Source organism: Marisediminicola senii (assembly GCF_011057645.1).
GTDB classification, from domain to species: Bacteria; Actinomycetota; Actinomycetes; order Actinomycetales; family Microbacteriaceae; genus Marisediminicola; species Marisediminicola senii.
Genome location: NZ_JAALGE010000011.1, coordinates 1 through 19963, shown reverse-complemented (window position 1 = coordinate 19963; position 19963 = coordinate 1). Strand labels below are relative to the sequence as shown.

General features: G+C 70.0%; 17 protein-coding genes and 1 riboswitch. Of the genes, 9 read left to right on the top strand and 8 right to left on the bottom strand.

Annotation, left to right across the window (positions count from 1 at the left end; genetic code table 11):
- Positions 1–29 precede the first annotated feature (29 nt).
- Positions 30–1115 carry a galactose-1-phosphate uridylyltransferase gene (galT, locus tag G5S38_RS05970; RefSeq protein WP_165065802.1) on the top strand — a complete coding sequence of 362 codons (1086 nt, stop codon included), beginning with the start codon at positions 30–32 and terminating at the stop codon, positions 1113–1115.
- Positions 1112–2272, top strand: coding sequence for a galactokinase (gene galK / locus G5S38_RS05965; protein ID WP_165065800.1), 1161 nt, complete (start codon positions 1112–1114; stop codon positions 2270–2272). Before galT ends, galK begins: the two co-directional genes overlap by 4 nt.
- Before the next feature lie 91 nt (positions 2273–2363).
- Here galK and G5S38_RS05960 read toward each other — a convergent pair whose 3' ends face one another.
- The gene (locus G5S38_RS05960; RefSeq protein ID WP_165065797.1) at positions 2364–3239 is read right to left on the bottom strand and encodes a bifunctional methylenetetrahydrofolate dehydrogenase/methenyltetrahydrofolate cyclohydrolase; all 876 of its coding nucleotides are present in this window, start codon (positions 3237–3239) and stop codon (positions 2364–2366) included.
- Positions 3233–4537 (bottom strand): serine hydroxymethyltransferase, encoded by a 1305-nt coding sequence (gene glyA, locus G5S38_RS05955; RefSeq protein WP_165065794.1) that lies wholly within the window; start codon positions 4535–4537, stop codon positions 3233–3235. The genes G5S38_RS05960 and glyA overlap by 7 nt, the downstream gene beginning before the upstream one ends.
- Positions 4538–4569: 32 nt before the next feature.
- Positions 4570–4653, bottom strand: a riboswitch (ZMP/ZTP riboswitch).
- A 36-nt stretch (positions 4654–4689) separates the two neighbouring features.
- Between glyA and G5S38_RS05950 the strand changes: the two genes are divergently transcribed.
- Positions 4690–5913, top strand: coding sequence for a low temperature requirement protein A (locus G5S38_RS05950; protein WP_165065791.1), 1224 nt, complete (start codon positions 4690–4692; stop codon positions 5911–5913).
- A gap of 31 nt (positions 5914–5944) precedes the next feature.
- On the opposite strand, the gene G5S38_RS05945 is transcribed toward G5S38_RS05950, so the two are convergent.
- A complete protein-coding gene (locus G5S38_RS05945; RefSeq protein WP_165065788.1) occupies positions 5945–7186 on the bottom strand; it encodes an MFS transporter in 1242 nt (413 codons plus the stop codon).
- A 49-nt stretch (positions 7187–7235) separates the two neighbouring features.
- Here G5S38_RS05945 and purU point away from each other — a divergent pair, with 49 nt between their 5' ends.
- From purU to G5S38_RS05925, 4 genes are all read left to right on the top strand, one after another.
- On the top strand, positions 7236–8153 hold the full coding sequence (gene purU / locus G5S38_RS05940; protein WP_165065933.1) for a formyltetrahydrofolate deformylase: 918 nt from the start codon (positions 7236–7238) through the stop codon (positions 8151–8153).
- Between the two features lie 245 nt (positions 8154–8398).
- Positions 8399–8839 carry an FMN-binding protein gene (locus G5S38_RS05935; RefSeq protein WP_235928930.1) on the top strand — a complete coding sequence of 147 codons (441 nt, stop codon included), beginning with the start codon at positions 8399–8401 and terminating at the stop codon, positions 8837–8839.
- Positions 8840–8855: 16 nt separating this feature from the next.
- Positions 8856–9689, top strand: coding sequence for an FAD:protein FMN transferase (locus G5S38_RS05930; protein WP_165065927.1), 834 nt, complete (start codon positions 8856–8858; stop codon positions 9687–9689).
- A complete protein-coding gene (locus tag G5S38_RS05925) occupies positions 9686–11248 on the top strand; it encodes an FAD-dependent oxidoreductase (protein ID WP_165065786.1) in 1563 nt (520 codons plus the stop codon). Before G5S38_RS05930 ends, G5S38_RS05925 begins: the two co-directional genes overlap by 4 nt.
- A 92-nt stretch (positions 11249–11340) precedes the next feature.
- Here G5S38_RS05925 and G5S38_RS05920 read toward each other — a convergent pair whose 3' ends face one another.
- Positions 11341–12555: an NADP-dependent isocitrate dehydrogenase gene (locus G5S38_RS05920; RefSeq protein WP_165065783.1), complete on the bottom strand. Its 1215-nt coding sequence runs from the start codon at positions 12553–12555 to the stop codon at positions 11341–11343.
- A gap of 135 nt (positions 12556–12690) precedes the next feature.
- Here G5S38_RS05920 and G5S38_RS05915 point away from each other — a divergent pair, with 135 nt between their 5' ends.
- Together G5S38_RS05915 and G5S38_RS05910 are read left to right on the top strand one after the other, a co-directional pair.
- Positions 12691–13146 carry a GNAT family N-acetyltransferase gene (locus G5S38_RS05915; RefSeq protein ID WP_165065780.1) on the top strand — a complete coding sequence of 152 codons (456 nt, stop codon included), beginning with the start codon at positions 12691–12693 and terminating at the stop codon, positions 13144–13146.
- A gap of 23 nt (positions 13147–13169) precedes the next feature.
- Positions 13170–13481 (top strand): MGMT family protein, encoded by a 312-nt coding sequence (locus tag G5S38_RS05910; protein WP_235928929.1) that lies wholly within the window; start codon positions 13170–13172, stop codon positions 13479–13481.
- 240 nt (positions 13482–13721) lie between these two features.
- Here G5S38_RS05910 and G5S38_RS05905 read toward each other — a convergent pair whose 3' ends face one another.
- From G5S38_RS05905 to purN, 4 genes are all read right to left on the bottom strand, one after another.
- Positions 13722–15527: an ABC transporter ATP-binding protein gene (locus G5S38_RS05905; RefSeq protein ID WP_165065777.1), complete on the bottom strand. Its 1806-nt coding sequence runs from the start codon at positions 15525–15527 to the stop codon at positions 13722–13724.
- Positions 15524–17221, bottom strand: coding sequence for an ABC transporter ATP-binding protein (locus G5S38_RS05900; protein ID WP_165065922.1), 1698 nt, complete (start codon positions 17219–17221; stop codon positions 15524–15526). The genes G5S38_RS05905 and G5S38_RS05900 overlap by 4 nt, the downstream gene beginning before the upstream one ends.
- Positions 17222–17541: 320 nt before the next feature.
- Positions 17542–19194, bottom strand: a complete 1653-nt coding sequence (gene purH, locus G5S38_RS05895) for a bifunctional phosphoribosylaminoimidazolecarboxamide formyltransferase/IMP cyclohydrolase (protein WP_165065775.1) — start codon at positions 19192–19194, stop codon at positions 17542–17544.
- Positions 19191–19784: a phosphoribosylglycinamide formyltransferase gene (gene purN / locus G5S38_RS05890; RefSeq protein WP_165065772.1), complete on the bottom strand. Its 594-nt coding sequence runs from the start codon at positions 19782–19784 to the stop codon at positions 19191–19193. Before purN ends, purH begins: the two co-directional genes overlap by 4 nt.
- Positions 19785–19963: the final 179 nt, after the last annotated feature.

The window sequence follows — 19963 nt, the reverse complement described above, 5'->3', positions numbered from 1 at the left end:
GAAACGCCCATTTCGCGACTGGAGACACCGTGGCCGCCATCAGAAAACACGAGCACTCGCTTGCCGACGGTCGCCAGTTGATCTACTTCGACGACGCCGACACCACGCTCAGCCCCGACCGTAAGCCCGACGCCCGCGTGCTCGACGCACGGCCGGCCACCGCGGTGATGCGGCAGGACGTGCTGACCGGCGAATGGGTGTCGATCGCCGCCGCGCGGCAGAACCGGGCGTTCCTGCCCCCCGCGCATCTCGATCCCCTCGCCCCGGCGTCGGAGACGAACCCGTCGGAGATCCCCGACCTGTACGACGTGGCCGTCTTCGAGAACCGTTCGCCGTCGTTCGGACCGGACCTCGGGCACGGGTTCGACTTCTCGTCGGTGGGGCTCGAGCGCACGCATCCATCGATCGGGCGCTGCGAAGTGGTGTGCTTCAGCCCGGAGCACGAGGGATCGTTCGGCACCCTCTCGGTGTCGAGGGCCCGCACCGTGATCGAGGCGTGGGCCGACCGCACCGCCGCCCTGTCTGCCCTGCCCGGCGTGCAGCAGGTGTTCCCGTTCGAGAACCGCGGCGAGGCCATCGGGGTCACCCTGCTGCACCCGCACGGCCAGATCTACGCCTACCCCTACGTGACACCCCGCACCGCGCGCCTCGTCGACTCGATCGACCGCCTGGGCGACGACCTGTTCGAGCGCATCCTCGACAGCGAGCGCGCGTCGGAACGGGTCGTGCTGCAGGGCGAGCACTGGACCGCCTTCGTGCCATTCGCCGCGCGCTGGCCGATCGAGGTGCACATGCTGCCGCACCGGCACATCCCCGACTTCGCCGCCACCAGCGACGCCGAGCGCGACGAGCTCGCGGTGCTCTACCGGCGGCTGCTGCGCGGACTCGACGCGCTCTACGACACCCCGACGCCCTACATCGCCGCCTGGCACCAGGCCCCGGTCGAGGTGCGGCGCGACGAGATCAGGCTCATGCTGCAGGTCACCTCGCCCCGCCGGGCGGAGAACAAGCTCAAGTACCTCGCGGGATCGGAAGCGGCAATGGGGGCGTGGATCGGCGACGTGACCCCCGAGTCGGCAGCAGCATTCATTCGGGAAGGAATCGCGAGAGCGTGACAGACATCAGGAACGACGTGACGGCGAGCTTCGCCGCCACCTTCGGGCAGGAGCCCACCGGGCTCTGGTCGGCACCGGGGCGCGTGAACCTCATCGGCGAGCACACCGACTACAACGAGGGCTTCGTGCTTCCCCTCGCGATCGACCGGCGCACCATCGTCGCCCTCGCCCTGCGCGACGACCGCGTGATGCGGGTGGCGAGCGCCTTCGCCGACGAGCTGGTCGAGCTCGACCTCGCCGAACTGACCACCGACGTGCTGCACGGCTGGTCGGCGTACCCGCTCGGCGTCGTCTGGGCCCTGGGCGAGTTCGGCGCCGACCTGTCGGCCGTGCCGGGGTTCGACATCTATATCGACTCCGACGTGCCGGTCGGCGCCGGACTCTCGTCGTCTGCCGCGCTCGAGAGCGCGGTGGCGGTCGCCCTCAACGACGTCTGGCAGCTCGGCCTCGACAAGCAGGCCCTCGCCAGGGTCGGGCAGCGCGCCGAGAACGAGGCGGTCGGGGCCCCGACGGGCATCATGGACCAGTCGGCGTCGATGCTGGGCCGCGAGGATTCCGCGGTGTTCCTCGACTGCCGCTCGCTCGACGCCGAGGTCATCGACCTCGGCTTCGACCGCGCCGGCCTCGACCTCGTCATCATCGACACCGGGGTCAGCCACTCGCACTCCACCGGTGGCTACGCCGACCGGCGCGCGTCCTGCGAGCTGGGTGCCCGCACCATGGAGGTTCCGTCGCTGCGCTACCTCGGCGTCGACGACCTCGACCGCGCGCGCGAACTGCTCGACGACGTGACCTTCCGCCGGGTTCGCCACATCGTGACCGAGAACCAGCGCGTGCTCGACACCGTGCGCACGCTGCGGGAACAGGGTGCCGCCGCGATCGGGGACCTGCTGGATGCCTCGCACGTCTCCATGCGCAACGATTTCGAGATCTCCATTCCGGAACTCGACCTCGCCGTCGAGACCGCGCAGATGAACGGTGCCGTCGGCGCCCGAATGACCGGCGGCGGATTCGGCGGCGCGGCGATCGCCCTGGTGCCCCGCGACGCGGTGTCGCGCATCCAGGTCGCCATCGACGGCGCGTTCGCCGAGCACGGCTACAGCCAGCCCGACGTGTTCTCGGTGCGCGCGTCGGACGGCGCGCGCCGCGACCGCTAGCCCCAGGCACTGCCCGGCAGCACGTGAACGCCCCCATTCAGGAGCCCTGAACGGGGGCGTTTCGCGTGACTGCCTACGTGGTGCCGGCGCCTCAGAGCCGCTCGGCCGCCTGCACCACGTTGACGAGCAGCATCGCCCTGGTCATCGGGCCGATCCCGCCCGGCACCGGCGACAGATAGCCCGCGGTGTCTGCGGCTTCCGGGTCGACGTCGCCGCGCAGGCGCGCCTTGCCGGTCTGCTCGTCGATGACGCGCGTGATGCCGACGTCGAGCACCGCAGCGCCCGGCTTGATCCATTCCGGACGCACGATGCCGACGATACCGACCGCGGCCACCACGATGTCGGCTCGCCGCACCTCGGCTTCGAGGTCGACGGTGCGCGAGTGCGTCAGGGTGACCGTGGCATCCACTCCCTTGCGGGTGAGCAGCAGCCCGAGCGGACGGCCCACGGTGAGCCCGCGGCCGATCACGACGACGTGCTTGCCCGCGATGGGGATGTCGTGGCGGCGAAGCACCTCGACGATGCCGGCGGGCGTGCACGGCAGCGGGCTGTCGAGCTCACCCGAGACGCCGAGCACGAGGCGCCCGAGGTTGGTGGGGTGCAGGCCGTCGGCGTCTTTCGCCGGGTCCATCAGCTCGAGCATCGCGTTCTCGTCGATGCCCGCGGGCAGCGGCAGCTGGATGATGTAGCCGGTCACGGCGGGGTCGGCGTTGAGGGCGGCGATGGCCTCCCTGATCTCGTCCTCCGTCGCGGTCTCCGGCAGGTCGACGCGAATGGACGTGATGCCGACCTCGGCGCAGTCGCGGTGCTTGCCCGCGACATACGACAGGGAGCCCGGGTCGGAACCGACCAGCAGGGTACCGAGCCCCGGCGTGATTCCCCGCTGCTTCAGTGCGGTGATGCGCTCGGCCAGTTCGGACTTGATGGCAGTCGCGGTCGCGACACCGTCGAGCCGAACGGCTACCACTGCTCGAGGCCCGGGTAGAGCGGAAAGCGGTCGGTGAGGTCGGTCACGCGCGACTGCAGGGCCGTGACGTCGGGGTTCGCGAGCAGGCTCTCGCCGATGATGTCGGCGACCTCGGTGAACTCGGCGTCGTCGAACCCGCGGGTGGCGAGGGCGGGCGTTCCGATGCGCAGGCCGGAGGTGACCATGGGCGGGCGCGGGTCGAACGGCACGGCGTTGCGGTTCACGGTGATGCCCACCGAGTGCAGCACGTCTTCTGCCTGCTTGCCGTCGAGCTCGGAGTTGCGAAGGTCGGCGAGCACGAGGTGCACGTCGGTTCCGCCGGTGAGCACGTCGATACCGGCGGCGCGGGCGTCGTCGGCCACGAGGCGGTCGGCGAGCAGTCGGGCACCGCGCACGGTGCGCTCCTGGCGGTCGCGGAACTCGGGCTCGGCGGCGAGCTTGAACGCGGTGGCCTTGGCGGCGATCACGTGCATGAGCGGTCCGCCCTGCTGGCCGGGGAACACGTTCGAGTTCAGCTTCTTCGCCAGCGCGGTGTCGCGGCTGAGGATGAAGCCGGAGCGCGGTCCGCCGATGGTCTTGTGCACCGTCGACGACACGACGTCGGCGTATGGCACGGGAGAGGGGTGGATGCCGGCAGCGACGAGACCCGCGAAGTGGGCCATGTCGACCCACAACATCGCGCCGACCTCATCGGCGATCGCGCGGAAGGCCGCGAAGTCGAGGTGCCTCGGGTAGGCGGACCAGCCGGCGATGATCACCTTCGGCTTGTGCTCGCGGGCGGTGTCGCGCACCACGTCCATGTCGATGAGGAAGGTCTCAGGGTCCACGCCGTACGACACGGCGTTGTAGAGCTTGCCGGAGAAGTTGAGCTTCATGCCGTGCGTGAGGTGGCCACCGTGGGCGAGTTCGAGGCCGAGGATGGTGTCGCCGGGGGTCGCGATGGCGCCGAGCACGGCGGCGTTGGCTGTGGCCCCGGAGTGCGGCTGCACGTTGGCGAACTCGGCGCCGAACAGGCTCTTGGCGCGCTCGATGGCGAGGGACTCCGCGATGTCGACGAACTCGCATCCGCCGTAGTAGCGACGGCCGGGGTATCCCTCGGCGTACTTGTTGGTCAGTACGGAACCCTGTGCCTCGAGGATGGCGCGGGGAACGAAGTTCTCGCTCGCGATCATCTCGAGCGTGCCGCGCTGGCGACCGAGCTCCTGGTTCAGCACCGCGGCGATCTCGGGATCGACCTCGGACAGCGGGGCGTTAAAAGTGGTGGGCAGCGCCGTGGTCACGGCAGAATCGTTCGGCATTCGGGGCTCCTCGTACAGGCTCTAGCGGTGTCTGTGGCGGCCCAGGCGTACGGCCACTCACCACGTCAGTCGCTCCCCGATGGTTGCCCATCTCAACGCCAGTTGCGACCGCACCAGCGTACCAGCACGCCGCTTCGGGGCAGACTGGGCGAGTGACATCGTCGACACGTTCCCAGACAGCAGCCCGACCCGGTTTTCGCCGCAACCTGATGCGCCCGGACGACACCGAGCACAGCGACCGCGTGACCTATATCGAGCTGTTCTTCGACCTCATCTTCGTCTTCGCGCTCACCCAGCTCTCGCGCTACCTCTACGAGAACCAGTCGCCGACCGGCGCCGTCGAGGGCGCGATCCTGGTGCTCGCGCTCTGGTGGGTGTGGATCTACACGACCTGGGTCAGCAACTGGCTGGATCCGGCACGACTGCCGGTGCGCGGCGCGATGATCGCCCTCGCGCTGGTGGGCCTCGTGATGAGCACGTCGATCTACGAGTCATTCGGCGACCGCGGCATCGTGTTCGCGATCGCCTACGTGACCCTGCAACTCGGCCGCACCGTGTTCATGCTGCTCGCCGTCGCCCGGCACGACCAGAAGCTGCACGCCAACTTCACCCGCGTGCTCATCTGGCTGGCCGCGGCCGGGGTGTTCTGGATCGCCGGCGCCCTCCTCCCCCTGCAGTTCCGCCTCCCGCTCTGGCTCGCCGCCCTTGGCATCGAGTACCTGTCGGCGAACATCGGCTTTCGGGTGCCCCGGATGGCGAGAATCGAGCTCGACGACTGGGGACTGTCGGGCACCCACCTGGCGGAACGCAGCGCGCTGTTCGTGATCATCGCGATCGGCGAGACGTTCCTCGTGACCGGCACGACCTTCGTGGGCCAGGAGTCCTCGGTCGCCGGGGTGCTCGGCGTGCTGTCCGCGTTCCTCGCGGCCGTCGCCATGTGGTGGCTGTACTTCGACCACGGGGAGCGCGCGGGGGCGAAGGCCATCGAGGCGTTGTCAGACCCCGGCCGCATCGCCCGTCTCGCCTACACGTACGTGCACGCCGTCATCGTCGCCGGGATCGTGCTCACGTCGGTGGCCGACAAGGAGGTGCTGAAGCATCCGGACGAGGCCATGTCGCTGTCGACCGCCGTCACCGTGACCGGCGGGCCACTGCTGTTCGTCGTGGGAATGCTGCTGTTCCGCTGGGTGGTGGCGAGGGAGCTGCTGCGGTCGCACGCGGCCAGCATCGGCTTGTTGGTCGTCGCCTTCGCGTGCTCTCCCATGCTCTCGCCGCTCGCGCTCGGCGGGCTGACCACCGCGATCCTGATGGGCACCGCGGCATGGGAGACCGTCGTTCGCGTGCGCGCGGGGGCGACCGACGACGAGGCCGGCTGATCGAGCTAGTGGATGCTGCGGGCCGCCGTCATCAGTGCGCGCGGGCTGCCGCGGCGAGGTGCCTGCGGTGCATCACGCGATCGGTGACGACGATGAGGATGACGCCCGCCGCGACCACCGCGGCCTCCACGAACGGCAGTACCCCGAGCCCGTAGCCGCTGAAGATCAGGCCGCCGATGAACGCGCCGCCACCGATGCCGACGTTGAACGCGACGGTGAACCACGCCGAGGCGATGTCACGGATGCGCACGGATGCGGTGTGCAGCATGCGGGTCTGCAGCAGGGCCGGCCCGCCGCCGAACGCGATACCCCACACGATGAGGGCCCCGATGACGACCCAGGTCTGCTGGGGGAAGAAGCCCATCACCGCGACGGCGATCGCGACCATCGAGAAGCTGCCGATGAGGCTCGCCTTGGGGTAGCGGGCACCGACCACACCGACCAGCACGAGGCCGATCGCGCCGGCGCCGCCGTACACGAACAGCAGGATGGCGACGCTGTCGTCACCGAACCCGCTGACGTCGGTGTAGTACGGAACGATGTAGGTATAGAACAGGTTCTGGCCGACCATGATGACGGCGACGATCGCGCACAGCACCGCGACGCCGAACACCGAGGGGTCCTTGCGGCCAGGCAGGGCGATCTCTCCGGTGCGCAGGTCGGTGACGTGGCGGACCGGCGGTAGAAAGAGGAGTACCAGCACGATGAGGATGATGATGGCCACCGCCATCACCACGAAGGCGAGCTGCCAGCCGAGCGCGTGGCCGAGGGCGGTGCCGAGCGGCACGCCGAGCACGAACGCCGTGGTCGCCCCCGCGCTGGTCACGGCGACCGCCCGGGCGAGTTGCGCCTTGGGCACCAGATAACTGGCGTACGCCCCGACGACGGCCCAGAACAGCCCGTGGGCGAGACCGCCGAGCACGCGCGCCAGCACGACGACGGCGAAGGTCGGCGCGACGGCGACGATGATGTTGCTCACCGCGAAGACGCTGAGCACCACGACGACGAGGCCCTTGCGCGGAAAACGCCGGGTGAGGGCCGTGAGCAGCGGCGCGCTGAGCACCACGGTGCCCGCATACACGGTGACCAGCAGGCCGACCTGGGCCTGGGTGACCCCGAGCCCCTCCGCGAGGTCGGGCAGCAGGCCGGTCGGCAGGAACTCGCTCGTCACGCAGACGAAGATCGCGCCGGAGAGGATCAGCAGGCCGACCCACGGAAAGGGTGGCGCCTCCCCCGGCTGTGCTCGGGACGACGAGGCAGAGGGCACGGTCATAGGAATGAGATCTTCCACATGGAGAGTGGGTCGTGACGCCGCCCGCGGGATGACACGGTTGCTGTGGCATCCATCACAGGCTACCGCAGGCCATACTCTTGACACCGTGCCAGCCGACAACGCCACCCACTGGGTGTTGACCATCGTGTGCGACGACCGGCCGGGGATCGTGCACGCGACCAGTGGCGCGATCGTCAGCGCGGGTGGCAACATCACCGAATCGCAGCAGTTCTCGAGCGACGACACCGGGCGGTTCTTCATGCGCCTGCAGGTCGAGTCGTCGGCCTCGCGCGCCGGGTTCGAGGCCGCGATCGCCCCCGTCGCCGACACCTACGACATGACCTGGCGGCTCGACGTCGTCGGGCGCCCGCTGCGCACCCTCGTGCTCGTGAGCACCGCGGCGCACTGCCTCAACGACATGCTCTTCCGGCAGCGCGCCGGGCAGCTGCCCGTGGTCATTCCGCAGGTGCTGAGCAACCACGACACCCTGGCGCCGCTCGCGGAGTTCTACTCCGTGCCGTTCGAGGCGCACGCGATCACCTCGCCAGACGAGAAGGCGGCGTTCGAGCGCCGCATCGTCGACGCCGTCAGGGAGCACGACATCGAGCTGGTGGTGCTGGCCCGCTACATGCAGATCCTCTCCCCCGAGCTGTGCGCCGAACTCGGCGGGCGCATCATCAACATCCACCACTCGTTCCTGCCCGGATTCAAGGGCGCCAATCCGTATCGCCAGGCGCACGCCCGCGGCGTCAAGCTGATCGGCGCCACCGCACACTTCGTGACCGCCGACCTCGACGAGGGGCCCATCATCGAGCAGAACGTGGTGCGGGTCGACCATTCGCGCACGCCGGCCGAGCTCGTGGCGATCGGGCAGGACGAGGAGTCGCGCACCCTCACCCAGGCCGTGAAGTGGTTCGCCGAGAACCGGGTGCTGCTCGACGGGGCACGCACGATCATCTTCCGCTGAGGTGCGCACCGGCCTCCAGTGGGGCACGCACGATCATCTTCCGCTGAGGTGCGCACCGGCCTCCAGTGGGGCACGCACGATCGTCTTCCGCTGAGGCCGCCCCAGCGCCGGTGGGGCACGCACAGGCCGTGGCAGGGGAACGCATGGGCGACGCATCGGGCCCATGCAGGCAATTCCTAATCGCACCCCGGCAGGATGGTCGAAGCGCTGCGCCACGCGCGTGCCCACCGAACCCCGGAGACATCGTGACCCACCGCAGAACTGCCGCCATCGCCCTCGGCGGGCTGTCGCTCGCCGCCACCCTGGCCGGGTGCGCCCCGACGCCCGCCGAGTCTGCGGGCGGGTCGACGGGGGCGGATGCCGCAACCGGCGGGTCGACCGCGTCCGAGCCGTACGCCGACGGCGACTACACGGCCACCGGCGAGTACCAGACGCCGGGTGGCACCGAATCCATCGAGGTCGAGGTGACCCTCGCCGGTGACGCCATCGACACGGTCACCGTGACCGGCAACGCCACCGACAGCACCGCACAGCGCTACCAGGGCGAGTTCATCGACGGCATCGCCGCCGAGGTGGAGGGCGTCGACATCGACGAACTCGCGGTCGACAAGGTCGCCGGCTCCTCCCTCACCAGCGACGGCTTCAACGCCGCGATCGAGCAGATCAAGGCAGACGCCCTCGCCTAGCCACGTCTTCGACGCGATCGGCACGCGCTGGCAGATCGACACCGTCGACCCCCTCGGCGACGGCGTCACCGGTGCCGTCGCGCGGCGGGTCGACGCGTTCGACCGCACCTGGTCGCGGTTTCGCGACGATTCGCTGGTGCACCGCATCGCTACGGGTGCGGGTGGCCGGTTCGAGTTCCCGGATGACGCGCCGGCGCTGTTCGCGCTGTACCGCGACCTCTACGACTGCACCGCCGGCGCGGTGAGCCCACTGGTCGGTCGCGCCCTCGAGCAGTGGGGCTACGACAGCGCGTACTCGCTGCGCGCGGCATCGGTGATCGACCCCGTTCCGCGCTGGGACGACGCGATCGCCTGGGACGGCAGCGCGCTCGAGACCGTCGGGCCCGTCGTGGTCGACGTCGGCGCGGCGGGCAAGGGGTACCTGGTCGACCTCGTCGGCGGGGTGCTCGCGGACGCCGGCATCCACTCGTTCACCATCGACGCGAGCGGCGACATCGTGCACCGCGGTGGGCGGGCGCTGCGGGTCGCCCTCGAGGACCCGCGAGACGCGCGCAAGGCGATCGGGGTCGCCACCCTCGGAGACGGTGCGCTGTGCGCCTCGGCGACGACCCGGCGCGCGTGGCCGGGAGCGCACCACATGATCGACGCGATCACCGGCCTGCCCACCGATGCGGTCATCGCCACCTGGGCGGCGGCCCCCACCGGCCTGGTGGCCGACGGCCTGGCGACCGCGCTGTTCTTCGCCGACCCGGCAGGGTTGGCCGACCGCTTCGACTTCGAATGGGTACGGATGCTTCGCTCCGGCGAGGTGCAATCGTCGGCGGGTTTCGACGGGGAGGTGTTCGCATGAGCACGACTACGGGGCTGGGCACGAGAACGACCGTGACGGGGTGGATCGACACCGTGATCGGGCGGGTGACCTCGTACCGGCTGGTCACCATCGTGCTCGCGGTGATCGCGGTGTGGGCGCTGGGGGCGTCGCTGCTCGGCCAGCTGCCGTACGAGCCGCTGGAGTTGCTGGGCAGCGTCGTCGTCGCGGTGGCGAGCACCGCGCTGGCGAGCGTGCTGGTGGCCAGGATCATGCGCGCGAACGCGCACCTGGAGTCATCCATCATCACCGGCCTGCTGCTGTTCTTTCTGTTCTGGCCATCGCTCGCGGTGGTCGACCTGGGCACGCTCGCCCTCGCCGGCGTCGTCGCCGGCGCGTCGAAGTACCTGCTCGCCTGGCGCGGCCGACACATCATGAACCCCGCGGCGGTCGGGGCGATGGTCGTCACCCTGCTGCCGGTGGTCGGGCTGACCCAGCTGGTCGGCGCGGTGTGGTGGGTGGCGTCGGCGGCGATGCTGCCGGTCGTGCTCGCCGGCGCGGTGCTCGTGCTGTACCGCGTGCGCAGGCTCGCGATGGGAGCGACGTTCGTGCTGGTCGCCGCGGGGTTGCTGCTCGTGCGACTCACGGTGACCGGGCAGCCGCTGGCCGACGCGGTGGGCACGGTGTTCACGTCGTACCCGGTGCTGTTCCTCGCCGGGTTCATGCTGACCGAACCCCTGACGATGGCGCCGCGCCGCTGGCAGCAGATCGCGGTGGCGGCCATCGTCGGTGCGCTGTTCGCTGCGGTGGGCCTGGTCGCGGTCGGCGCGGTGTACCTGTCGTTCGAGATGGCGCTGGTGATCGGCAATCTCGTGGCGTTCGCGATGGGGCAGCGCCGCGGCATCCGCCTCGACTTCGTCGCCAGGCGCGAGCTGACCCCGACCGCGTCGGAATTCAGCTTCCGCCCGCGATCGCCCGTGCGGTTCAGGGCCGGCCAATACGTCGAGCTGGAGGTGCCGCACCGGCGGCGCGACGCCAGGGGCAGCCGCCGGGTGTTCACGATCGCCTCTGCCCCGGCCGACGCCGACCAGCTCGCCGTCGCGCTGCGCATGCCGGAGCGGTCGAGCTCGTTCAAGGCCGCTCTGGCACAGCTCGAGCCGGGCTCCGCGCTCACGGCGACCGCGGTGGGAGGCGACTTTCTCCTGCCGCGCGACCTGTCGCGGCCCGTGCTGCTCGTGGCGGGCGGCATCGGCATCACGCCATTCGTCAGCCAGCTCGTCGACGACCGGCTCGCCGGGCGCGACCGCAACGCGGTGCTGGTCTATGCCGTGTCGTCGGTGGCCGAGCTGCCGTACCGCGACGTGCTCGCGCGGGATCGCGTGCTGGTGATCTGCCCGACCGAACCCGACGGGCTGCCTGCGGCGTGGCAGTGGGTCGGCGATGGGCCGCTGTCTGCCGAGCTCCTGCGCATGTGGGTGCCGGATGCCGCGGCTCGCGTCGCCTACACGTCGGGGTCGCCCGCCTTCGTGGCCGACAGCGTCGCGTCACTGCGCCAGGTCGGAGTTCGCCGGGTGCGGCGCGACTACTTCGCCGGGTACTGAGCCCCGCTGCCGAAGATCCCGCGACAACGGGAACGGCCCCGATACGCGATGTATCGGGGCCGTTCTCGTGCGTGGTGCGTGTCGTGCGGTCCTCAGGCGAGGCGCGCGGCGAGGTTCTTGTCGAGCGTGTCGAGGAACTCCTCGGTGGTCTGCCACTTCTGGTCGGGGCCGACCAGCAGGGCGAGGTCCTTGGTCATCGCGCCGGACTCGACGGTCGTGATGACGACGTCTTCGAGGGTCGCGGCGAAGTCGATGAGGGCCTGGTTGCCGTCCAGCTTTCCGCGGTGCGCGAGCCCGCGGGTCCAGGCGTAGATCGACGCGATCGGGTTGGTCGACGTGGGCTTTCCGGCCTGGTGCTGGCGAAAGTGCCGGGTGACCGTGCCGTGGGCTGCCTCGGCCTCGACGACCTTGCCGTCGGGCGTCGACAGCACGGAGGTCATCAGGCCGAGCGAGCCGAAGCCCTGGGCAACGGTGTCGCTCTGCACGTCGCCGTCGTAGTTCTTGCAGGCCCAGACGTAGCCGCCCTCCCACTTCATCGCCGATGCGACCATGTCGTCGATCAGGCGGTGCTCGTAGGTGAGGCCGGCGGCGTCGAAGCGCTCCTTGAACTCGGCGACGAAGATCTCCTCGAAGATGTCCTTGAAGCGGCCGTCGTATGCCTTGAGGATGGTGTTCTTCGTCGACAGGTAGACCGGGTAGTTGCGCTCGAGACCGTAGTTCAGGCTCGCGCGGGCGAAGTCACGGATCGACTCGTCGAGGTTGTACTGCACCTGCGCGACGCCGTCGCCCGGCGACTGGTACACCTCGAACTTGAGCGGCTCGGAACCGTCGTCCGGGGTGAACTCGACGGTGAGCTTGCCCTTGCCCTCGAAGCGGAAGTCGGTGGCCTTGTACTGGTCGCCGAACGCGTGGCGGCCGATGATGATCGGCTTGTTCCAGCCGGGCACGAGGCGCGGGATGTTCGAGATGATGATGGGCTCGCGAAAGATGACGCCGCCGAGGATGTTGCGGATGGTGCCGTTGGGCGACTTCCACATCTTCTTGAGGCCGAACTCTTCGACGCGGGCCTCGTCGGGGGTGATGGTCGCGCACTTGACGCCGACGCCATGCTTCTGGATGGCGTGGGCCGCGTCGATGGTCACCTGGTCGTCGGTGGCGTCGCGGTGCTCCATGCCCAGGTCGTAGTACTCGAGGTCGATGTCGAGGTACGGGTGGATGAGGGTGTCCTTGATCGCCTGCCAGATGATGCGCGTCATCTCGTCGCCATCGAGCTCGACGACGGTTCCTTCTACCTTGATTTTCGACATTGAGTCTCCTTGGTTCAGTAACTGCCGGGCCGCGGATCAGCTTACCGGTTCGCAGAAGTATCTCGACATCGAGATACATTTGTCCCCCGACCGGCGGACTATCCGGGGCACGCGATTCGCCGATAGCCTGTGTTCATGCCTGAGTTGAGACTGGAAGAGCTGTCGGCCAAGAACATCGTCGCCGCGAACACCCTCACGCTCAAACCCGGCCAGGAGCAGTTCATCGCCCCGGTGTCGTACTCGATGGCGAGCCCGTTCATCGACCCGAGCACGAACTGGTCGCGCGTCGTCGTCGATGAAGACGACGAGGTGGTCGCTTTTCTGATGGCGAACTTCGACTACGACGCGCAGGAGCCGGAGTTTCGCAGCTGCATCTGGCGCATGAACGTGGCCGCAGACGCGCAGGGGCGTGGGGTCGGTCGGTTCGCCGTCGAGTCCACCGCAGACGAGGCCCGCAAGCGCCAGTTCACGCAGCTCACCGTGATCTGGGAACCCGGAGACGACGGGCCGGAGGCGTTCTTCCTCCGGGTGGGATTCACCGTGGTCGGGCAGACCCAGTACGGCGAGCACATCGGATCGATGGACCTGTAGGGCACCGGCCACCCGGCACTCCCGTGTCAGAACCCGCAGCCGACGACTTCGCGTCACGGGTGCTCGATGTGGTCGAGAGCATCCCCGCCGGCATGGTGATGACCTACGGCGACGTGGCCGCCGCCATCGGGTCGCGCGCACCCCGGGCCGTCGGGCAGGTGATGGCCCGCTTCGGGTCGGAGGTGGCGTGGTGGCGCGTCATCCGTTCATCCGGACTTCCGGCGGCCGGCCACGAGGCCAGGGCCATCGAGCTGCTCACGGCCGATGGCACGCCGCTCACGACGGGTGCCGATGGTGCCGTGCGAGTGGACCTCGCCGCCGCCAGGGTGCGGTGACCGGCCGGGTGCGGTGACCGCCAGACGCCGTGACCCGCGTGCGTGACCCGCGTGCGGGACGCCCATCGCGGACGCATCGCGGTGCTCGATGCGTCCGCGCCAGCGCGGCTCCCGGCTAGGCGGGTTAGGGACCCGGGCTGGGGTAGGCGTCTTTCCCGACCTCTGTTTCCCGCAATACCGTAAAGGGCACCGCGATACGCCGCAATCGTTCGTTGTAGCGAATGTCGCGCGCCGCGGCGGTCAGACCAGCGACTCGCGCCACGCCGCGTGCAGCTGGGCGAAGCGTCCGGTGCCGGCGATGAGGTCGCGCGGGGTGCCGTCTTCGACGATGCGCCCGTGCTCCATCACGAGCACCCGGTCGGCGATGGCCACCGTCGACAGCCGGTGCGCGATGATCACGGCGGTGCGGCGCGCGAGCAGGGTGGTCAGGCCCTCCTGCACGAGGCGCTCGCTCGGGATGTCGAGCGACGCGGTCGCCTCGTCGAGGATGAGCACGGCGGGGTCGGCGAGGAACGCCCTGGCGAACGAGATGAGCTGCCGCTGGCCGGCCGACACCCGCCCGCCGCGCTTGTTGACGTCGGTGTCGTACCCGTCGGGCAGCGCCTGGATGAACTCGTGCGCCCCGACCGCCATGGCCGCCTGCACGATCTCGTCGTGGCTGGCATCCGGCTTGCCGAGGGCGATGTTCTCGCTGACAGTGCCGGAGAACAGGTACGCCTCCTGCGTGACCATCACGATGGCGCGGCGCAGGTCCTTCGGGTGCAGGTCGCGCAGGTCGACGCCGTCGAGCTCGACCGCCCCAGAGCTCGGGTCGTAGAACCGCGAGATCAGCTTGGCGAGGGTGGACTTGCCCGCGCCGGTCGACCCGACCAGGGCGATCACCTGCCCGGCCGCGATCTCGAGGTCGAAGCGCGGCAGGATGACGCGATCCTCGGTGTAGGCGAATTCGACGCCGTCGAACCTGACGTCGCCCTTCGCCTCCCACAGGTCGACCGGGGCGACCGGGTCGGCGACGCCGGGGCGCTCCTCGAGCACCCCGGACACCTTCTCGAGCGCCGCGGCGGCGGACTGGTAGGAGTTGTAGAACATCGCGATCTCCTGCGCGGGAAAGAAGAACTGCCGCGTGTAGAGCAGCACGCCGAGCAGTACCCCGATCTCGAGGGAACCGCCGGCCACCCGCAGGCCGCCGAGCAGCAGCATCGCGGCGAGCGCGACGTTACCGATGAGGATGAGCCCGGGGTCGAAGATGCCGAACAGGCGGATGACGCGTCCGTTCGACGCCCGGTACGACTCGACGAGCTCGGCGTACTCCTCCTCGTTGCGCGCCTCCTTGCGGAACGCCTTGACCGCGCGGATGCCGGTCATGGTCTCGACGAACTGCACGATGAGGCGGGCGGAGGCGACGCGGGTCAGGCGGAACCCGCGCTGCGAGTTGACCTGGAACCACCGGGTCAGCACTCCGAGCGGGATGAGGAACGCGAACAGGATGAGGCCGCTGCGCCAGTCGAGCGCGAACATGGCTATCGCGATGAACGCCATGTACAGCGCGCCCTGCACGAGTTGGTTGACCCCGGAGTCGAGCAGTTCGCGGATGGCGTCGAGGTCGCTGGTCTGCCTTGCGATGATGCGCCCGGAGGTGTAGCTCTCGTGGAACTCGAGGCTGAGCTTCTGGGTGTGCAGGAAGACCCGCTTGCGCAGGTCGATGAGCACGGCCTGGCTGATGCGCGCGGAGAGCACGGTATACCAGGCGATGAGCACCGCGCCGATGATGCCGGTGAAGAGGTAGGCGGCGACGACGAGCGCGATCGGCAGCGCGTCGCCGTCGATGAGGGCGGGCAGCCCGCGGTCGATGCCGATCGCGATGAGGGCGGGGCCGGCGACCTGCGCGGCAGTGCTGATCACCACGACGACGCCGGTGAGGACGACCCGCCTGACCAGCGGGCTCAGTAGCGATCCGAGCAGGCGCAGCGAACGCTGCCGGATCTGCCGGCTCTCGGCCTTCGTGTAGTCGCCGCGCTCTTCGCCCTGTACTCCGTGCACGCTCATGAGATCGCCTCCTTTCGTTCGCGCTCTTCTTCGTCTTCGAGGCTCGAGATGACGAACCGGTAGTGGTCGTTGGTCGCCAGCAGCTCGGAGTGCCGCCCGACGGCGGTCACCCTGCCCTGCTTGAGCAGTGCGACCCGGTCGGCGAGCATCACGGTCGATGGCCGGTGCGCGACGATGAGGGCGGTGGTGGATGCCAGTACCCGGCGCAGCGCGGCTTCGACCAGCGCTTCGGTGTCCACGTCGAGCGCGGAGAGCGGGTCGTCGAGCACGAGCACGTTCGGCCGCGCGGCGACGGCCCGCGCGAGGGCGAGCCGCTGGCGCTGCCCGCCGGAGAGGCTCAGCCCCTCCTCCCCCACGGTGGTGTCGACGCCGTCCGGCAGGTCGTGCACGAAGCCGGCCTGCGCGATCTCGAGGGCTTCGGCGAGCTCGGCGTCGGTCGCCGACGGCCGGCCGAGGAGTACGTTCTCGCGCACGGAGGCCGAGAACAGCGTCGCATCCTCGAATGCCATCGCGATGTGGCTGCGCAGGTCGTCGCGGCGCAGGTCGCGCACGTCGACGCCGTCGAGGGTGATCGACCCCCCGGTCACGTCGTACAGGCGGGTGGGCAGCGCGGTGAGGGTCGACTTGCCGGAGCCGGTGAGGCCGACGAGCGCCATGGTCTCGCCCGGTTCGAGCTCGAGGTCGATGCCGTCGAGCAGGTCGGCGAACTGTGCGGGCGAGTCGGGGTAGCGAAAGTGCACGTCGTGAAAGGCGAGTCGCCCCTCGGGGCGCACGATGGACTCCGGCTCCGCGGGGTCGGTGATGGTGTTGACCTCGTCCATGACCTCGAAGTGCCGGTCGACCGCGGTGCGGGCGTCGAACGTCATCGACAGCAGGAACCCGATCGATTCGACGGGCCAGCGCAGCACGGTCGCCGTGGCGAAGAACGCGACGAGCTCTCCGACCGACAGCTGTCCGTCGGCGGTCAGCCACACCCCGCCGAGCAGGCACAGCGCGAGCGTCACGTCGGGAACGAGCAGCAGCCACAGCCAGATGCTGGCGATCGCGCGGGCCTTCTCGATCTCGGTTCCGCGCAGGCTCTCGGCCTGGCTGGCGAAGTTCTTCAGGGCGTACTTGCCGCGCCCGAATGCCTTGAGCACCCGGATGCCGTGCACCGATTCTTCGACGGTGGTGGCGAGGTCGCCCGACTGGTCCTGGCTGCGGCGAGACACGAGCGAGTACTTCTGCTCGAAGACGTAGCCGTACACCCACAGGGGGATCGAGCACACCACGAACAGGAGCCCCAGCATCCAATTGATGCTGACGAGGAAGAAGAACCCGATCACGATGGTGGCGACGTTGACGAGGAGCAGCACGAGGCCGAACGACATCCACCGGCGGATCTGGTTGAGGTCGCTCATGGCGCGCGACAGCAGCTGCCCGCTCGGCCAGCGGTCGTGGAAGCTCACCGGCAGGTCCTGCAGCTGCCGGTACAGCGAATTGCGCATGGCGGCCTCGATGTGGGTGCCCGGCTGCAGCACGAACCAGCGGCGCAGCCAGACCATCACGGCCTCGAGGATGCCGAGGGCGAGCACGAGGGCGACCGGCCACCAGATCTCGCTGGCGTCGCCGTCCTGCAGCGGACCGTCGACGAGGGTGCGCAGCACCTGCGGGATGACCAGTGCGACCACCGCCGCGGTGAGGGCCGCCCCCATGCCGAGCGCGATGCGCGGCAACGCGGGCTTCACGTAGGGGTACAGCCGCGCGAGCGACGCGATGGTTCCTGGCTTCTTCTTTGCGGCGGGGCGGCGGGGCACGATGGGTCCTTGCGAGTGCGGGCTCGGCGGGGCCGGGTTATCCCGTGTGGCGGTTGGGGTTGTCGCTGCGCCTATCGGGATGAGGCACCGTGGGCAGCCTTACAGGCTATGTCGATCGAGCCCGCGTGGCAACACCGCGCCGCGCCGGGCGGTTCCGCCCGCCCGGCGGTTCCGGACCGCGCCGGGCGGTTCCGCCCGCCCGGCAGTGCCGCTCTCGCTCAGTGGTAGAAGTGGCGCTCACCAGTAAAGTACATGCTGACCCCGGCCGCGGCGGCAGCCTCGATCACTTCGGCGTCGCGCAGCGACCCGCCCGGCTGGGCGACTGCCGTGACGCCCGCGTCGAGCAGGATCCCGAGCCCGTCGGCGAAGGGGAAGAATGCGTCGGATGCCGCGACCGACCCCGCGGCGCGATCCCCCGCGCGGCTCACGGCGAGGCGGCACGAGTCCACCCGGTTGACCTGCCCCATGCCGACGCCGACCGACGCCCCGAAACTTGCGAGCAGGATGGCGTTCGACTTGACGGCGCGCACCGCACGCCAGGCGAATTCGAGGTCGGCGCGCGTGGCGGCATCCACCTCAGGGCCGGCGACCAGGCGCCAGTCGGCCGAGGAGAAGTCGTCGAAGGTGTCCGGCTGCTGCACGAGCAGCCCGCCGGAGACCTGGCGGAACTCGCGGGCATCGCGACGGTAGCCGTCGGGCAGCTGCAGCAGGCGCAGGTTCTTCTTGGTGCGCAGCAGCTCGAGGGCGGCCGGTTCGAACCCGGGGGCGACGACGACCTCGGTGAAGATGTCCTTGACCTGCTCGGCCATCGCGAGGGTGACAGTGCGGTTGGCAGCGACCACGCCACCGAAGGCGGAGATCGGGTCGCACAGGTGCGCGCGGTGGTGCGCCGAGGCGATGCTGTCGGCTGCGCCGTTCTCCGGGGCGATGGCGATGCCGCACGGCTGGGCGTGCTTGATGATGGCGACGGCCGGTTCGGTGAAGTCGTAGGCGGCGCGCACTGCGCCGTCGGCGTCGACGTAGTTGTTGTACGACATCTCCTTGCCGTGCAGCTGCACGGCCTGCGCGATGCCGTGGGCTGCGGTCGTGTAGAGGGCGGCGGCCTGGTGCGAGTTCTCCCCGTAGCGCAGTACCTGGGCGAGGTCGAAGTCGAGGGAGACCGCGGCGGGGAACGCCGGGGCCGCGTCGTCGGTACCGGTGGCGGCGGCCCGGGTGCTGTCGGGGGCTGTGGCATCCGGTCGTCCGACGCTGATGGCGAAGAAGCCGGCGACGGCCCTGTCGTAGGCGGCGGTGTGCGCGAACGCCTTACCGGCGAGGCGCTGGCGTTGCGCGAGGGTGGTGCCGCCCGCGGCGAGTGCGCCGACGAGTGCGGGGTAGTTCGACGGCGAGACGACGATCGCGACGTTGGCGTGGTTCTTGGCCGATGCGCGCACCATGGCCGGTCCGCCGATGTCGATCTGCTCGACGGCCTCGTCTGCGGTGGCACCGCTGGCCACGGTCTCGACGAACGGGTACAGGTTCACGACGACGAGTTCGAACGGGGCGATGCCGAGGTCGGCAAGCTGGGCCTCGTGGTCGGCGAGGCGCAGGTCGGCGAGGATGCCCGCGTGGATGGACGGGTGCAGGGTCTTGACCCGCCCATCGAGGGCCTCGGCGAACCCGGTGACGTCGCTCACCTGGGTGACGGGGTGCCCGGCATCCGCGATCGTCTTGGCGGTCGAGCCGGTCGACACGATCTCGACCCCCGCGCCGGCGAGGGCGGAGGCGAGCTCGAGCAGCCCGGTCTTGTCGCTGACCGACACGAGCGCGCGACGGATGGGAACGACGTCGCGCTCTCGGTAATCGGACGGGTCGTGCTGTGGGCCGCTCATGTGTGCGATAGCTCCTCGAGATTGACGGTTCCGTTGGCGATGTCGAGCACGGCCTGCACGAGCAGTTCGCGTTCGACGAGTTTGATGCGGTCGTGGAGTCGGTGCTCGGTGTCGCCCGGCAGCACCGGAACGCGCCGCTGCGAGATGATCGGGCCGCTGTCGACGCCGTTGTCGACGACGATGACGCTCGCGCCGGTCTGGGTGACCCCGGCCGCCATCGCGTCGCGCACGCCGTGTGCCCCAGGGAACTCGGGCAGGTAGGCCGGGTGCGTGTTGATGAGGCGAGGCGCCAGGGCGTCGACGACGCCGGGGGGCAGCAGGCGCATGAAGCCGCTGAGGATCACCAGGTCGGGGGTCCAGGTCGCGATCTCGCGCAGCAGCTCTGCACCCCATGCGTCGCGGTCGGCGAAGCTCGAGAACGGCACGACGAAGCTGGGGATGCCGAACGCCTCGGCGTTGGCGAGGCCCTCGGCGTCGCGGTCGGAGCCGATGGCGACGATGCGGGCCGGGTATTCGGCGTCTTCTGCGGCGTCGAGCAGGGAGCGGAGATTGGTTCCCCCGCCGGAGATCAACACCACCAGTGACAGCACCGGGCAAGCCTACCGTCGTGCCCGCGGGCCCGGTGCCGGGGGGGGGGGGGGGGGGGGGGGGGGGGCCGGGGGGCGGCCCGGGGCGGTGGCCGGGGGGGGAAGGGGCGGGGGCGCCCCGGGCCGGGGGGGGGGGACTACCTCGGGGGGGGGGGGTGGGTCGGGGTGGGGGCCGCGGGCGG